Raw genomic sequence first — 15,577 nt, forward strand, 5'->3', positions numbered from 1 at the left:
CGGCGCCGCCTGATCCCTCCGCTTCCGCTCACGCTTCCCCTCCGCTTCCGCTCCTGAGGCGGCTCCGGACACCGGGATCGAATCCCCGCTCCCGGCCCCGGAACCCCGTCCCCGGACAGCGGAATCCCGCCACCCGGCCCTGGAACGCCGACCCCGAATCCCCAGCCCCGGAACCCGACTCCGGACCGACGGTCGATGGGAGACCGCATGCCCATGCCCAGGCTGACCCGATGGGGCCGGTGGCGCAGAGCCGCCTTCATGACCGGCCTCGCCGCCGCCCTCGCGCTCGTGACCGGCGCGGGCACCACCCCCGCCCAGGGCGCCGACGGCGGCGTACCCGCTGCCGCCCCGGCCGCCGTCGTGGCCGCGAGCGGTACGTCCGCGGGGATCGCACCGGCCCTCCCCTGCGCCGGCGTCGCCGCGCTGGACCTGGCGAACGCGGTACCCGGCACCCCCTTCGAGATCACCTCGGCCGCGGAACCGGCCGCCGGCGGCAACACGCTCGGCGACTGGGCCGCCTGCTACGTGAAGGGCGTCATCGCCCCTCAGATCCACTTCGAGATACGGCTGCCCCTGACGGGCCGGCAGGCCGACTACCTCCAGTTCGGCTGCGGCGGCCTGTGCGGCAACGTGAACACGGCCGGCGCGCCCGCCTCGACCGGCTGCGTCCCGCTGACCACCGGCGCCTTCGCCGTCGCCTCCAGCGACGAGGGCCACTCCCAGGGCGGTGGCCTGTTCTCGACCGACCCGACGCTGCGCGCCGACTTCGGCTACAAGTCCGACCACGAACTGGCCCAGGTGGCGAAGGCGGTCATCGAACGGTTCTACGGGCGGGCCGCCTCGCACTCCTACTTCGACGGCCGCTCGCAGGGCGGGCACCAGGCGCTCACCGAGGCCCAGCGCTACCCGACCGACTTCGACGGGATCGTCGCCGGTGCCCCGGCCAACAACTTCACCGCCCTGAACACCTTCTCGCACGCCTGGACCGCGCAGTCCGTCTTTCTGAACGGCGGTCCGGCCACCCTCACCACGGCCGACCTCGCGCCGTTGCACGCCGCCGTGCTCCAGGGCTGCGGGGCGCCCGCCGACGGGATCGTCGCCGACCCGCCGGCCTGCCACTGGGACCCCGCGAGCATCCGGTGCGCGGCGGGCGGCCACCCCACGGCCGCGGACTTCTGCCTCACCGCGGACCAGGTCACCACCCTGCGCCGGATCTACGCGGGCCCGACCGACGAGCACGGCAGGCTGCTGTACCCGGGATACCAGCTGCGCGGCTCCGAACTGAACTGGGCGGGCGTCATCGTGCCGGCCACGGCCACCGGTGCGACAGGCGACCAGAGCTTCGTCCGGGAGACCATCCGCTACCAGATCTTCGACAGCCCGCGGCCGGCCCTGACGTACAAGGACATCGAGTTCACCGCGGCCTACTACCGGAAGGTCATGGGGCCCAACGAGGGCATGTACGACGCCACGGACCCCGACCTGTCGGCCTTCCGCGAGGCCGGGGGCAAGCTGATCCTCTGGCACGGTCTGGGCGACCAGCACATCCCGGCCGTCGGCACGATGGCGTACTACAAGGCCGTCCAGAAGGCGATGGGCGGTGCCGAGGCGACCGGCGCCTTCGCCCGGCTGTTCCTGCTCCCGGGGGTCGCCCACTGCGGTGGCGGCCAGGGCCCGAACACCTTCGACGCGCTGACCGCCGTGACCGACTGGGTCACCCGGGGCGTGGCCCCGGCGAGCCTGCTGACCAGCACATTCGACAGCGCCGGCCACGTCACCTCCGCCCGCCCGGCGTACCCCTTCCCCTACGTCGCCAGGAACACCGGGGGCGGCTCGGCCGACGACCCGGCCGGCTACACCCCCGTGAGGTCCACCGCCGAGGCCGGACTCACCCTGGACCGGCTCGGCTCCTTCCGCTCCGGCTACGAGACCGTCGGCAACTGGGTCGACGGGAAGTGGGTCGTCAGCAGGGGCAGGAACTGACCCGACCGGGTGTCGTGGGTGCGCACCGGCGCGAAGCCGCCGCGCCGGTGCGCACCCACGACCTGGGCGGAGCACCACGAAACCGGCGCGAACCACCGCGCTCCACGACGCGAACACCACGCCCCACGAGAGGACTCGGAGCACCAAGAGGGGTGCACCCCACCACTAGAGGCCACCGCACCACGAAGGGCCACCGCACCACGAAGGGCCGCCCCACCGCTACTTGATGAGCGCGTTCGCCACCACGACGACGACCCCGAGCAGCGCGTCCCCCAGTCCGAGCGCCACACACCGCGGCCAGGAGCGCCGCAGCCACCGTGAGGTGACCACCCCCAGGGTGAACAGCAAGGCGATGTTCAGGGCGAACGCGGGGTACTCCACACCGTTCGGCGGCCACCAGCCCCAGCCCGCCCCGGCCAGCAGCAGCACGGTCGGCAGCACCGCGACGACCAGGGGCCACTCCTCGGCCAGGCTGCGCACGACGTCCCAGCGGCGGTGCGGACGGCGCTCGGCGATGTAGTGGGCGTAGCCGTGCGCGAGGGCGGAGGCGAGCGCGGTCACCAGCAACCAGGCGGCGTCGTAGCGGCGGCCGGCCCGGTCGGTGCGGCCGTACTGGGTGAGCGCCGCGACCATCGACGAGGCCAGCACGGCGCCGTAGACACCGCCGAAGAGGACGGCCTCGCGGGTATCGTGCCGGTGCGGGCCGTGGACGGCCGCCGTGGTGTCCGCCATGTCCCCACCCTCACGCGTGCCCGGCACGCGCGCCAGCCCGCGCCGCCGCGACGAAGTGTCCCGGCAGATCACCCCCGGCGTGGTGACCGGCACCTACGCGATCAACCTCGGAGGTCCGCCGGAGGCGGTGCCGTCGTGCCGCGGATCTCCAGGGTCGGCACCGCGAGGTGGACCCGGCCCGCTCCCCCGGGGGTCTCCAGACGGTCGAGGAGGCAGCGGGCGGCACGGCGGCCGACCTCGTGGCCGGCGGCGTCGACGGTGGTCAGCCAGACGTGGCGCAGCCGGGCGATGCTCGTGTTGTCGTAGCCGACCACGGACAGGTCGTGCGGCACGCGCAGGCCCAGTTCCGCGGCGGCCGACAGGACGCCGACCGAGGCGATGTCGTTGACGGCGAAGACCGCGGTGGGCCGCCCGGGGTGGCCCAGCAGCCGGACGGCGGTGCGGTAGCCGCCCTCCTCGGTCATGTCGCCGGGTTCGACGCGCGCGCCGTCGGCCAGCCCGTGCGCCCGCATCGTCGCCTCGAAGCTGCGCCGGCGGAGTTCGCCCACGGCGCCGTAGCCCGCGAGGTGGGCGATCCTGCGGTGGCCGAGGGCGATCAGATGTTCGGTGGCGAGGCGGGCGCCGTGCTCGTCGTCGCCCGCGACAAGGTCGGCCGTGGGCGGTACGGCCTCGCGGGCGCCCGCGACGACGACCGGCACGCGGGCGGCGACCGGGCCGAGCGCGGCCGGGTCGGGCAGCGTGCCGACCACGACCAGACCGTCGGCCTGGAGGTCCAGGAAGGGGCCGGTGAGGTCGTGTCCTGTACGGCGGTTGAGGCGGGCGTCGGCGAGCAGCATGTGCAGGCCGTTCGCGTGCAGCAGGGAGTTCAGGCCGTCGAGCAGGTCGACGAACCAGGGGTTGCGCAGATCGTTCAGGAGCACGCCGACCGTGCGGGTGCGCTGTTCGCTGAGGCTGCGCGCGGCGGCGTTGGGCCGGTAGCCGAGCTCGCGCGCGGCCCGCAGGACGGCGTCCCGCTTCTCGGGGCGCACCTGGTCGGAGCCGCGCAGCACCAGCGAGACCAGCGACTTGGACACGCCGGCCTGGTCGGCGACGTCACGGATCGTCGGCGGTCTCATGTCATGGACCGTTCCACGGGCCTCGCCGCGTTGTCAAAGGGGGCGAGGGGCGGCGGACGCTAGCGGGGGCTTCCGAGCAGGGGGTTGACACCGGGATGACAGGCGCCCAGGGTGACCTGGACAAGTACTTGGACCGGTCCAAAGAGGGGCTGTCATGGTGGTGCGTCCGCTCGGTGTCGCCGTTGTCGGGTTCGGCTGGATGGGCCGGGTGCACACCCAGGCGTATCTGCGGGTGCGGCACCACTATCCGGACCTGGCCCTGCGTCCGGAGCTGGTGACGGTCGCCGAGGACGTGCCGGGCCGCGCCGAGGAGGCGGCCGCGCGGTACGGGTTCGCGTCCACCGCCCGCGACTGGCGTGAGGTGGCCGCCGACCCCCGGGTGGCGGCGGTCAGCGTCACCGCGCCGAACTTCCTGCACCGCGAGATCGGCGTCGCGATGGCCGAGGCGGGCAAGCACCTCTGGATCGAGAAGCCGGTGGGCCTGACGGTGGCGGACGCGAGGGCGGTGGCGGACGCGGTCGCCAAGGCCGGGGTGCAGGGCGCGGTCGGCTTCAACTACCGCAACGCGCCCGCCGTGGAGGCCGCCCGCGAATTGATCGCCTCCGGCGGCATCGGCACGGTCACCCATGTCCGCATCAGGCTGTTCAGCGACTACGCGGCCCATCCCGAGGGGGCTCTGACCTGGCGGTTCGAGCGGGAGCGGGGCGGCAGCGGGGTGCTGGGCGACCTCGCCTCGCACGGCGCGGACCTGGCCCACCACCTGCTCGGCGACATCGCGTCCCTGACCGCCGACACGGCCGTCTTCGTGCCGGAGCGGGCCCGCCCGCTGGGCGCCACGGCCGGCCACACACGGGCCGCCGGCGGCGAGCTGGGCCCGGTCGAGAACGAGGACTACGTCAACTGCCTGCTGCGCTTCGCCTCCGGCGCCCGCGGTGTCCTGGAGGCCTGCCGGGTCTCGGTCGGCGAGCAGAACAACTACGGCTTCGAGGTGCACGGCACCGAGGGCGCGGTGTTCTGGGACTTCCGCAGGATGAACGAGCTGGGCGTCAGCCGCGGCACGGGCTACCAGGACCAGCCCGTCGGCACGGTGTATGTCGGCCCGGGCGACGGCGAGTTCGGCGCGTTCCAGCCGGGGGCGGCGAACGCGATGGGCTACGACGACCTGAAGGTGATCGAGGCGTACCGCTTCCTGCGCTCCGTCGCCGAGGACACCCCGTACGGCGCCACCCTCACCGACGCGGTGCGCGGCGCGGCCGTGCTGGACGCGATGACGCGGTCCGCCGAGAGCGGCGCCTGGGTCAACGTGGCGTCGGCGTAGGCACGGTGCAGGACGGCATGTTGTACGGGGTGACCACCTGGATCGCCGACGGCAGCACCGGACCCGCGGGGGGCAGGGCGCCGTGGGCGCGCATCAGGACGTGGCAGGCCTCGCGCAGGTCCTGGCGCAGGTCGTGGTGGAGCACGGCGGACAGCCGGTGCTCGCCCAGCAGACGGGTGTTGTCGTGGTCGAGGTCGTGGGCGACGAACACCGCGCAGTCGCGGCCGAGGTCCGCGAAGGCGCGGAGCGTGGCGATGTTGCCGCCGCCGATGGAGTAGACCGCCCGGATCTCCGGGTCGCGTTCCAGCGCGGCCCGCACCAGGTCGTACTGGGTGGCGTCGAGTCCCTGCCCCTCGGTGATCTCGACCAGGGCGCGCCGCGGGCGCAGGGCGCGCAGGGCGGCGCGGAAGCCCATCTCGCGTTCCTCCTCGTTGCGGAAGAACCCGCTGCTGAGGCTGGTGAGCACGTTGCCGGGCCGGTCGCCGAGCCATTGGCCCATGAGGTACGCGGCGGTGGCACCGGCCGCCCGGTTGTCGATGCCGACGTATGCCAGCCGGGCGCTCGCGGGCAGGTCCGTCACCAGGGTCACCACCGGGATGCCCGCGGCTTCGAGCCGGCCCACGGCCGCGGTCACCTCGGGGACGTCCGGGGCCTTGAGGATCACGCCCTGCGAGCCGCGCCGGGCGATCCGGTCCAGGGTCGCGACCTGTTCGCTCACCGGGCCCGTCTCGCGGAAGTGGAAGCGGGAGCGGATCACCGCCGGGTGCAGGGCGGGCAGCTCGGCCTCCAGCGCGGCGCGCACGGCGGTGCTGAACCGCTCGGGCGTCTGCATCACGATGTCGACCATGAACGTGCGGCCGACGAGCCGCACCTGGGTGCGCTGCCGGTCCAGGTCGGCGATGGCCCGCCGCACCTCACGCTCGGTGCTGTCGCGCACCCCGCCCCGCCCGTTCAGGACCCGGTCCACGGTGGCCTCGCTCAGGCCCGCCTGACGTGCGATCTCGCGGATCGGGAAGGGATGGCCCATGGGGAGTACTCCTCGGCTCCTTGAGGGGTTTTTGATGGCTGCCTGCTGGTTGTTCGACAGGTTTGTACTGACAAGAATGACAGCACCGCGTGGCACTCGTGACCGAAGGAAGGACGACGATGTCCCTCACCGCCGCACAGCGCCGGGTCTGGCTGTCCGCCCAGGACTGCGACCTGGCCGCCTTCCGGACCCTGGTCGAACGCACCACCGACCTCGCCGCCTATCCGCACGCCTCCGCCGTGACGGACGGCGTCCTCGTCTACGACAGCGACCGGCTGCGCGGCGCGGGGGACCGCCGGGAGGTGGGGGCCGAGCTGGTCCGCGCGCTCGACGAGGGGCCGGGCATCGTGGTCTTCCGCGGGGCCTTCACGGACCCGGCGGTCGTCGACCGGGCCACGGCCGTGTTCGACGCCCTGATCGCCGGGCAGCGTGCCGCGGGCACGGGCGCCGGTGACCACTTCGCCCGGCCGGGCGCGAACGACCGGGTGTGGAACGCGCTGGAGAAGGCGGCCCGCCATGACCCGGAGGCGTTCGCGGACTACTACGCCAACGACATCCTGGCGCTGGTCTCGTCGGCCTGGCTCGGCCCGGGCTACCAGGTCACCTCCCAGGTCAACGTGGTCAACCCGGGCGGCGCGGCCCAGACCGCGCACCGCGACTACCACCTCGGCTTCCTCAGCGACGAGGCCGCGGCCGCCTACCCGGCCCATGTGCACCGCCTCTCCCCCGTGCTCACCCTCCAGGGCGCGGTCGCGCACGGTGACATGCCGGTCGAGTCCGGCCCGACGATGTACCTGCCGTACTCGCAGCGGTACGAGCCGGGCTACCTGGCCTGGCGACGCCCCGAGTTCCAGGCGTACTTCGCGGACCGGCACGTACAGCTCCCGCTGGCGAAGGGCGACGCCGCCTTCTTCAACCCGGCGCTGTTCCACGCGGCCGGCACCAACCGCACGGCCGACGTCCTGCGCATGGCGAACCTCCTCCAGGTCTCGTCCGCCTTCGGGCGGGCGATGGAGACGGTGGACCGGGAGGCGGTGGTGAACGCGGTCTTCCCGGTGCTGCTGGACCGCGCGGCCGCGGGCGCGGACCAGGCGTGGCTGGAGAACGTGATCGCCGCGAGCGCCGAGGGCTACCCGTTCCCGACCGATCTGGACGAGGACCCGCCGGTCGGCGGTCTCGCGCCGCCGTCACAGGCGGACGTCGTCCGGCGGGCCGTGCACGAGAAGTGGACCCCGCGGGCACTGCGCGAGGAGCTGCGGGCCGGTGCCGGACGGCGAGCGGGCTGAGAGCGGACAGGGAGAGGGGAACGTCATGGGACTGCTCGACGACAAGGTCGTCCTGGTCAACGGCGGCAGCCAGGGCGTGGGGGCGGCCGTCGCGCGCGCCGCGGTGCGCGCGGGGGCGGCGGTGGTCGTCACCGGGCGGCGCCCCGAGCCCGGTGAGGCGCTCGCGGCCGAGCTGACGGCGGCCGGGGGCAAGGCCGCCTACGTACGCGCCGACCTCGCGGACGCGGACGGGGCGAAGGCCTCCGTCGCGGAGACGGTGGCCGCCCACGGCCGGGTCGACTGCCTGGTCAACTCGGCGGGGCTGACCTCGCGCGGCACCCTGCTGGACACCACGCCCGAGCTGTTCGACGCGCACATCGCGATCAACCTCAAGGGGCCGTTCTTCGCGATGCAGGCGGCGGTCGCCGACATGGTGGGACGCGGGGCGCCCGGCACGATCGTCAACATCATCACCTCCTCGGAACACGGCGGACAGGCGTTCCTGGCGCCGTACGTGGCCGCCAAGGCCGGACTCGCGGGACTCACCCGCAACGCGGCGCACGCCCACCGCTGGGACCGGATCCGGATCAACGGCCTGAACATCGGCTGGACCGCGACCGAGGGCGAGGACGCGACCCAGCGCGCCTTCCACGGCGCGGGCGACGACTGGCGCGAACAGGCGGCGGCCCGGCTGCCGATGGGCAGGCTGGGGCAGCCGGACGAGATCGCCGACTTCGTGGTGCTGCTGCTGTCCGACCGGTCCGGTGTGGTCACCGGTTCGGTGATCGACTGGGACCAGAACGTCCTCGGCGGCCTCGACTAGCCGACGTCCCCCACCTCACCCGCGCCCCGCGGCACGCGCACCGCCCGCACCACCCACGCCTCGCACCACTCGCACCGCCCGTACGACCCACGCCTCGCCTCACTCGCACCACTTGCACCGCCCGCACCGCCCGCACTCAAGGAGCAGTCACCCTCATGCGCATCGGAATCCTCGGCCTCGGCCGCATCGGCGCCTTCCACGCCGAGACCCTCTCCGGACTCGACGCGGTCGAGTCGCTCGTCGTCGCCGACCCGTTCACCCAGGCCGCCAAGGCGGCGGGCGAGCGGTTCGGCGCCGAGGTCGCGGACTCGCCCGAGGCGGTGCTGGCCGCCGGCGTGGACGGCATCGTGGTGGCGGCCGCCACCGACGCCCACCCCGCCCTGATCACGGCGGCCGTGGCGGCCGGCGTCCCCGTCTTCTGCGAGAAGCCCGTCGCGCGCACCATGCGCGAGGGCGTCGAGGTGCTGAAGGCGGTCGAGGGCAGCGACGTCCCGATCCAGATCGGCTTCAACCGCCGCTTCGACTCGGGCTTCGTCGCCGCCCGCGCGGCCGTCGCGGCCGGTGAGCTCGGCACGCTGCACACGGTCCGGTCGACGACGCTGGACCCGGCGCCGCCGCCGGCCGCGTACGTCGCCGCCTCCGGAGGCATCTTCCGCGACTGTTCCGTGCACGACTTCGACATCATCCGGTGGGTGACGGGCCGAGAGGTGACCGAGGTGTACGCGGTCGGCGGCAACCGCGGTGCCGACTACATCAAGGAGGCGGGCGACGCCGACACCACCGGCGCGATCCTCACCCTGGACGACGGCACGATCGCCGTGGTCTCCAACAGCCGCCACAACGCCCGCGGTTACGACGTGCGCATGGAGCTGCACGGGTTCACGGACTCGATCGCGGTCGGGCTGGACGACAAGCTGCCGCTGCGGTCCGTGGAGCCGGGCGTGACCTTCCCGGCCGGCATCCCGCACGACTTCTTCATGGACCGGTTCACCGCCGCCTACCGCGCCGAACTCACCGCGTTCACAGAGGTCGTCGCGGGCACCCGACCGTCCCCGTGCACGGTCGCGGACGCCCTGGAGGCGGGCTGGGTCGCGGAGGCGTGCACGCTGTCACTGCACGAGCACCGGCCCGTACGCATCGACGAGGTGCGCGCGCTCTGACGGCGACGGCGGCCGTCCGCGGGGACGGAGCTCACGGGTCCCGTCGCCGCGGTAGGGCCGGCGGGGCCTGCCGGTCCCGTCCCCGGGATGCGGCCGACCGAGCTTCCGGGTCCCGTCCCCGCGGTGCGGCCGCGTCGGCTCACAGGCAGTAACGGACCAGCCACTCGTCCGGGTCGTAGGCGGTGCGCGCCGGGTCCTGCGCGACGGCCGGCCGCTCCTCCACCGTGTCCTGCGGACGGATCCGCTCCGGCAGGGCGCCGAACCGCGACCGCCGCAGGGCCTCGGCGGTGTCCGGTGCCGTCCCGTCCTGCTCCGTGTGCGCCATGTCGTCCTTCCCGCTGTGTGATGTGCGCCTCCGTGACCGTGCCCGGAGGGTCCCTCTCCCTCGTAACGCGTTTCACCTCGCCGCTGGTTCCGCCGGCAGGTCGAAGACATGGTCCGGAGAGACGATCCGTGTGATCGCGTCGCCGAGGAGGGTGCTGGGCTCGGCGCCCTTGTGGTCGATGTCGGTGTTCAGCAGCACGACCAGCGTGGTCCGCGCCGACGGCAGGTAGACGGTCAGGGACTCGTAGCCCGGCAGCGATCCGTTGTGGCCGATCCAGCCGTCGACGTCGAAGATGCCCAGGCCGTAGCCGGCGCCCGGGGCCGTGGTCGGCTGCGTGGCGAGCCGCTGTTTCTGGGTGAAGGGGCTGATCAGGGTGTTGCCGTCGGGCAGGACTCCGGTGGCGACCGTGCGCGCCCAGATCCGCAGGTCGTCCAGGGTCGAGATCATCGCGCCCGCGGCCCAGGCCCAGGACGGGTTCCAGTCGGCCGCGTCCTCGACCTTCCCGTCCGCCGTCTGGTTCGTGTAGCCCTGCGGGTGCGGGTCGGGGAACTCGGCGCCGAACGGGAAGAGACTGTGTCCCATGCCGGCCGGCAGCAGGATGTGGTCGCGGATGTAGGTCTGGATCTTCTTCCCGGACAGCTTCTCCACGACCAGGCCGAGCAGGACGAGGTTGGTGTTGCTGTAGGAGAACTTCTCTCCCGGCGGGAACAGCGCGGGGTGCGCGAACGCGAAGTCGAGCAGTTGCCGCGGGGTGTACGGCCGCCGGGGGTCGGTCGTCAGCGCCTTGTAGAAGGCGTCGTCCTCGGTGTAGTTGAACAGGCCGCTGCGCATCCCGGCCAACTGGCGCAGGGTGATCCGGTCGCCGCCGGGCACCCCGTCGACGTACCGGTCGATCGTGTCGTCGAGGCCGGCCTCGCCCTGGTCCACCAGCTCCAGCAGCGCGGTGACGGTGAACGTCTTGGTCTCGCTGCCGATCCGCGTGTAGAGGTCGTCGGTCATCTTCCGGCCGTCCTCCTTGTCGGCGACGCCGAAGGACTTCACGTACTCGCCCTCGTCGGGCGTCCACAGCCCGACGGTCACCCCGGGGATGTCCGCCTCGTCCATCACCCGCCGCACGGCGGCGTCCAACTGGCGCCGCACGGCGGGGGTGAGCTCGCGGACGGCGTCCTCGGAGGGCGACGGGGAGGGCGGGTCGGCGGCGGGGGCGGCCGTGGCGGCCCGCGGTGCGGCGAGGGCCGTCCCGCCCGCGACCGGAACGATGAACATCGCCACCGCGGTGGCGAGGACGGCCCCCCTGCGCGGTCGTGTGCACGCGTGCGTCATGGGCTGCTCCCACGTGTGGGGACATGAGGACGGACCCGCCCAGTCGTCGCACCGTGGACGGAGGCCGGACGGCCCCGCACCCCTCAGGATAGAAGCGCCCGCGCGCCGCCGCCTGCCGACGGCCCGCGGCGCTCCCGCCGGCACGTCCGCCCGCCCCGGCGGCGGGCGGACCCGGTCCCGCCCCGCACGAGCGCGGGAACCGGCGGGTGCGCGCCGCGACCGGGACCGGTTCCCGAACGCCCCCTCGCCGGCCGCCGCGTCGGCGAGGACGCCCGACCCCGTCCCGGCGGCGTTCCCGGGGCGGCGCCCGCCGAGGATCGCCGGGGGATCACCCGCACCGGGCGCCGGGCCGTGCCGACCCCGATACGGTCGCGAGGGGGGCGTCGGGCAGGTCAGGAGGTCCCTTCGGGCGCGGTCGGCGCGCCGGGCCCGCTGAGGTCCGCCGCTTCGGGCAGCCCTTCGACGTCGACACCGCTGACCTGCGCCAACTCATGTTTGAGTGCCGCGAGTTCGGCGCCGCCCGCCATATGGTCGGTGAGATCTTGGAGGCCGACCTCGCCGCGGTCGGCGCTGAGTTCGAGGGTGCCCAGGCGCAGCACGCTGAAGTGGTCGCCGACCATGTAGGCGTGGTGCGGGTTGTGGGTGATGAAGATGACGCCGAGGCCGCGGTCGCGGGCGGCGGCGATGTACTTCAGCACCACGCCGGACTGCTTGACGCCGAGGGCGGCCGTCGGCTCGTCCAGGATCAGCACGCGGGCGCCGAAGTAGACGGCGCGGGCGATGGCCACGCACTGGCGCTGACCGCCGGAGAGGGTGCCGATGGGCTGGTCCAGGTCGTCGAGGACGATGCCCATGTTGCGCAGTTCCTCGTCGGCGGTCCGCTTCATCCGCTCGATGTCGAGGCGGCGCACCGGCCAGGGGCCCTTGGTCATCTCGGAGCCCAGGAAGAAGTTCCGCCACACCGGCATCAGCGGGACCGTCGCCAGGTCCTGGTAGACGGTGGCGATGCCCTTGTCGAGGGCCTCGCGCGGGGTGCCGAAGCGCACCGGTGCGCCGTCGACCAGGAACTCGCCCTCGGTGTGCTGGTGCAACCCCGAGACGATCTTGATGAGGGTGGACTTGCCCGCGCCGTTGTCGCCCAGGACGCAGGTCACCCGGCCGGCGTGGACCGTGAGGTCGACCCCGTGCAGGGCACGGATGTTGCCGTAGGACTTGCCCGCGGCCCTCAGTTCCACGACGGGTGCGCCCAGGTCCGGGGCGGTGCCCTTCCCGACGGCTCCGTGGGTACCGGCTTCGTTGGTAGTCATGTTCACCTCCGGGTCGCCGTGCGGCGGACCCACAGATTGACGAGGGCGGCGACGAGGAGCATGACGCCGAGGAACGCCTTGAACCAGTCGGGGTTCCAGTTGGCGTAGACGATGCCCTGGTTGACCATGCCGAAGATGAAGGCGCCGATGACCGGGCCGACCGCCGAGCCGTAGCCGCCGGTGAGCAGACAGCCGCCGATGACAGCGGCGATGATGTACAGGAACTCGTTGCCGACGCCCTCGCCGGACTGCACCGTGTTGAACGAGAACAGCAGGTGCATGCCGACCAGCCAGGCACCGGCGCCCACGCCCATGAACAGGGCGATCTTGGTGAAGCCGACCGGCACACCGACGGCGCGGGCGCTCTCCTGGCTGCCGCCGACCGCGAAGATCCAGTTGCCGAACCTGGTGCGCAGCAGCAGCCAGGTGGCGGCGGCGGCCAGCACCAGCCAGTAGACGATCGTGATCTTGAAGTCCACGCCCCCGACGCTGAATTCGGAGGCGAAGATCTTCTTGGCCTGGCCGAAGCCGTCCATGTCGGCGATCGAGTCGCTGGCGACGTTGCCGGTGAAGATCTTGGTGACGGCGAGGTTGGCGCCCTGGAGGATCAGGAACGAGCCCAGGGTGACCAGGAAGCTGGGCAGTCCGGTCTTGATCAGCAGCCAGCCGTTGAAGGCGCCGACGGCCAGGGCGGCGATCAGGGCCACGATCACGCCGGTCCACACGTTCACCGTGAACTGGAAGCTCAGGATGGCGGCGGTCAGCGCCGAGGTGGTGACGGCGACGCCGGCGGACAGGTCGAACTCGCCGCCGATCATCAGCAGGGCCACCGGCAGCGTCATGATGCCCATGACGGACGCCTGGTACAGGACGGTGGACAGGGCGCCCGCGTCACGGAAGGAGGGGGCCACCGCGAAGAAGAAGACGTACACGCCGATCGCGGCGATCAGCGCGCCCACCTCCGGGCGGGCGAGCAGCCTGCGCCACAGGGCGCGCCGGGCGGTGCGCCCGTCCCGGTGACCGGCCGGCGAGGCCGGCGACGAGGAACTCGCCGCCGGTGCCGTTGCTTGGGTCATCTCAGATCACCGGGTGCCCTTCGCGGCGAACGCCGCGACCCGCTCGACGTTGGACTTGTCGACGAAGGCCGGCCCGGTCAGCACCGGCTGCTCCCCGCCGCCGCTGTAGTTGCCGTTGTTCTTGTAGAGCCACAGCGAGTCGACCGCCAGGTAGCCCTGGAGGTAGGGCTGTTGGTCGACAGCGAACTGGATGTCACCCTGGGAGATGGCGGTGGTGAGGTCCTTGTTGAGGTCGAAGGTGGCGATCTTCGCCGCGCTGCCCGCGTCCCCGACCGACTGCACCGCGGTCAGCGCGTACGGCGCGCCGAGGGCGACGACGTAGTCGATGGCCTTGTCCTGCTTCAGTTTGGCGGTGATCGTGGACTTCACGGACGGCATGTCGGTGCCGTTGACGTAGAGGATCTCGGTGGCGCCCTGGAAGGTCTTCTTCACTCCGGCGCAGCGCTGGGTGAGGCCGACGTTGCCCTGTTCCTGGATCACGCAGACGGTCCTCTTGGCGCCGACCTCGTTCAGCTTCTTGCCGAACGCCTCGCCGGCCACGCTCTCGTCCTGCCCGAAGAACGACATCAGGCCGAGGTTCTTCCAGTCGCTCAGGCCGGAGTTGAGGCCGACCACGGGTATCCCGGCCTGCTCCGCCTTGCTCGCGACGTCCTTCATCGCGTCCGGCTTGGCCAGCGTGATCGCGATGCCGTCGACCTTCTGGTCGATCGCGTTCTGCACCAGGTTGGCCTGGTTGCCGGCGTTCGGGTCGGCGGAGTAGACGAGCTTGATGTTGTCCTTGTCGGCGGCGGCCTGCGCGCCCTTGCGGACGATGTCCCAGAAGGTGTCTCCGGGGGCCTGGTGGGTGACGAGCGCGACCGTCATGCGGGGCGTGGTGGCCTTGCCCGCGGCGGCGCCGTCCCCGCCTTCCTCGGCCTTCTTGCCGCCTGAGCTGCTGGAGCAGCCCGCGAGGGTCAGAACTGCCGCGGCCGCCAAGGCGATCAAGGGGGCCGGCCTGCGGGAGCGGACACGAGAGGAACGATCCATCTTTCCTGCACCTCACTGTGCGACGGGGGAACGACGGGACGGGGGGAAGGATCCGGGAAGATCCGGGGGCCCAGGACGGGCCGCGAGAAAGGCTGTTGCGCTGGGACGGGATCAAATCCCCTGGCGCCACCCACTGTCAATACTTTGTTAAGACATCATTTCACAACAAGGTCAGAATGTAAGTACAAAGCATTGACATCGGCGGCCGTCGGGACCTACACCTGGAGGCGTCCCGATCACGGCTCGGGACGGATCTACCCGCTGCGGCCGGACGTACCCCTGGACGACGGCCGAGGCGCATGAGCGATGGGAGGTAACCGGTGCTCGACACCGTGCACTTCGACCTGGACCGCATCAGTCCGGTCCCGCTCTACTACCAGCTCGCCCGGCAGCTGGAGGCGGCGATCGACCGGGAGGCCCTCGTCCCGGGCGACCTGCTGGGCAACGAGATCGACCTCTCCGTACGCCTCGGGCTGTCCCGGCCCACGGTCCGCCAGGCCATCCAGTTGCTGGTCGACAAGGGGCTGTTGGTGCGCCGCCGCGGGGTCGGCACCCAGGTGGTGCACCGTCAGGTCAAGCGCCCGCTGGAGCTCAGCAGCCTCTACGACGACCTGGAGGCGGCCGGCCAGGGTCCGACCACCGAGGTGCTGCGCCACGAGGCGGCCCCGGCGGGCGCCGACGTGGCCGCCGCCCTCGGACTCGCGGAGGGCGCCGAGGTCACGGTCCTGGAGCGGCTGCGCCACACGCACGGCAGGCCGGTGGCCTCCCTGCGCAACTACCTCCCGGCCGGACTCCTCCAACTCGACCGCCCCGGGCTGGAGTCGAGCGGTCTGTACCGGCTGATGCGCTCCGCCGGCATCACGCTGCACAGCGCCCGCCAGACCATCGGCGCCCGCTCCGCCACCACCGAGGAGGCCACCCGCCTCGACGAGCAACCCGGGGCCGCGCTGCTGACCATGACCCGCACGGCCTACGACGACACCGGACGGGCCGTCGAGTTCGGCACGCACATCTACCGCGCGTCCCGGTACGCCTTCGACTTCCAGTTGCTGGTCAGGCCGTAGCCGTCGGGGGGCCAAGTCGCGGGCGTCCGTATC

The 15,577-nt window shown here is 72.6% G+C and carries 14 protein-coding genes; 6 read left to right on the forward strand and 8 right to left on the reverse strand.

Translation table 11 applies throughout. The features are described 5' to 3' along the window. The first annotated feature begins 207 nt into the window (after positions 1-207). Positions 208-1,983 (forward strand): tannase/feruloyl esterase family alpha/beta hydrolase, encoded by a 1,776-nt coding sequence (locus tag ACWCQK_RS01085; RefSeq protein ID WP_451150477.1) that lies wholly within the window; start codon positions 208-210, stop codon positions 1,981-1,983. A gap of 219 nt (positions 1,984-2,202) precedes the next feature. Here the strand turns inward: ACWCQK_RS01085 and ACWCQK_RS01090 are convergent, their stop codons facing one another. Together ACWCQK_RS01090 and ACWCQK_RS01095 are read right to left on the reverse strand one after the other, a co-directional pair. After that, positions 2,203-2,715: a hypothetical protein gene (locus tag ACWCQK_RS01090; RefSeq protein ID WP_451150479.1), complete on the reverse strand. Its 513-nt coding sequence runs from the start codon at positions 2,713-2,715 to the stop codon at positions 2,203-2,205. Between the two features lie 101 nt (positions 2,716-2,816). Continuing rightward, positions 2,817-3,830: a LacI family DNA-binding transcriptional regulator gene (locus ACWCQK_RS01095; RefSeq protein WP_451150481.1), complete on the reverse strand. Its 1,014-nt coding sequence runs from the start codon at positions 3,828-3,830 to the stop codon at positions 2,817-2,819. A 157-nt stretch (positions 3,831-3,987) separates the two neighbouring features. Here ACWCQK_RS01095 and ACWCQK_RS01100 point away from each other — a divergent pair, with 157 nt between their 5' ends. Continuing rightward, on the forward strand, positions 3,988-5,148 hold the full coding sequence (locus ACWCQK_RS01100; protein WP_451151762.1) for a Gfo/Idh/MocA family protein: 1,161 nt from the start codon (positions 3,988-3,990) through the stop codon (positions 5,146-5,148). Here ACWCQK_RS01100 and ACWCQK_RS01105 read toward each other — a convergent pair. Further along, positions 5,129-6,175 (reverse strand): LacI family DNA-binding transcriptional regulator, encoded by a 1,047-nt coding sequence (locus tag ACWCQK_RS01105; RefSeq protein WP_451150483.1) that lies wholly within the window; start codon positions 6,173-6,175, stop codon positions 5,129-5,131. The two genes, ACWCQK_RS01100 and ACWCQK_RS01105, sit on opposite strands and share 20 nt — an antisense overlap. A gap of 119 nt (positions 6,176-6,294) precedes the next feature. On the opposite strand from ACWCQK_RS01105, the gene ACWCQK_RS01110 reads away from it, so the two are divergent. From ACWCQK_RS01110 to ACWCQK_RS01120, 3 genes are all read left to right on the forward strand, one after another. Then, complete coding sequence (locus ACWCQK_RS01110; protein ID WP_451150485.1) at positions 6,295-7,461, forward strand: phytanoyl-CoA dioxygenase family protein; 1,167 nt, start codon at positions 6,295-6,297, stop codon at positions 7,459-7,461. A 25-nt stretch (positions 7,462-7,486) separates the two neighbouring features. Continuing rightward, entirely contained in the window at positions 7,487-8,263 is a 777-nt protein-coding gene (locus tag ACWCQK_RS01115) for an SDR family oxidoreductase (protein WP_451150487.1), read from the forward strand. Between the two features lie 155 nt (positions 8,264-8,418). After that, complete coding sequence (locus tag ACWCQK_RS01120; protein WP_451150489.1) at positions 8,419-9,423, forward strand: Gfo/Idh/MocA family protein; 1,005 nt, start codon at positions 8,419-8,421, stop codon at positions 9,421-9,423. A 139-nt stretch (positions 9,424-9,562) separates the two neighbouring features. On the opposite strand, the gene ACWCQK_RS01125 is transcribed toward ACWCQK_RS01120, so the two are convergent. The 5 genes from ACWCQK_RS01125 to ACWCQK_RS01145 form a co-directional block, all read right to left on the reverse strand. Beyond that, positions 9,563-9,748 carry a hypothetical protein gene (locus ACWCQK_RS01125; protein WP_451150491.1) on the reverse strand — a complete coding sequence of 62 codons (186 nt, stop codon included), beginning with the start codon at positions 9,746-9,748 and terminating at the stop codon, positions 9,563-9,565. 72 nt (positions 9,749-9,820) lie between these two features. Beyond that, the gene (locus ACWCQK_RS01130; RefSeq protein WP_451150493.1) at positions 9,821-11,071 is read right to left on the reverse strand and encodes a serine hydrolase domain-containing protein; all 1,251 of its coding nucleotides are present in this window, start codon (positions 11,069-11,071) and stop codon (positions 9,821-9,823) included. A gap of 392 nt (positions 11,072-11,463) precedes the next feature. Next, entirely contained in the window at positions 11,464-12,378 is a 915-nt protein-coding gene (locus tag ACWCQK_RS01135; protein ID WP_451150495.1) for an ATP-binding cassette domain-containing protein, read from the reverse strand. A 2-nt stretch (positions 12,379-12,380) separates the two neighbouring features. After that, a complete protein-coding gene (locus ACWCQK_RS01140; RefSeq protein WP_451150497.1) occupies positions 12,381-13,454 on the reverse strand; it encodes an ABC transporter permease in 1,074 nt (357 codons plus the stop codon). Between the two features lie 6 nt (positions 13,455-13,460). Further along, the gene (locus tag ACWCQK_RS01145) at positions 13,461-14,480 is read right to left on the reverse strand and encodes a substrate-binding domain-containing protein (RefSeq protein ID WP_451150499.1); all 1,020 of its coding nucleotides are present in this window, start codon (positions 14,478-14,480) and stop codon (positions 13,461-13,463) included. 320 nt (positions 14,481-14,800) lie between these two features. Between ACWCQK_RS01145 and ACWCQK_RS01150 the strand changes: the two genes are divergently transcribed. Continuing rightward, a complete protein-coding gene (locus ACWCQK_RS01150) occupies positions 14,801-15,544 on the forward strand; it encodes a GntR family transcriptional regulator (RefSeq protein ID WP_451150501.1) in 744 nt (247 codons plus the stop codon). Positions 15,545-15,577 lie beyond the last annotated feature (33 nt).

The organism is Streptomyces sp. NPDC002306 (assembly GCF_053593435.1).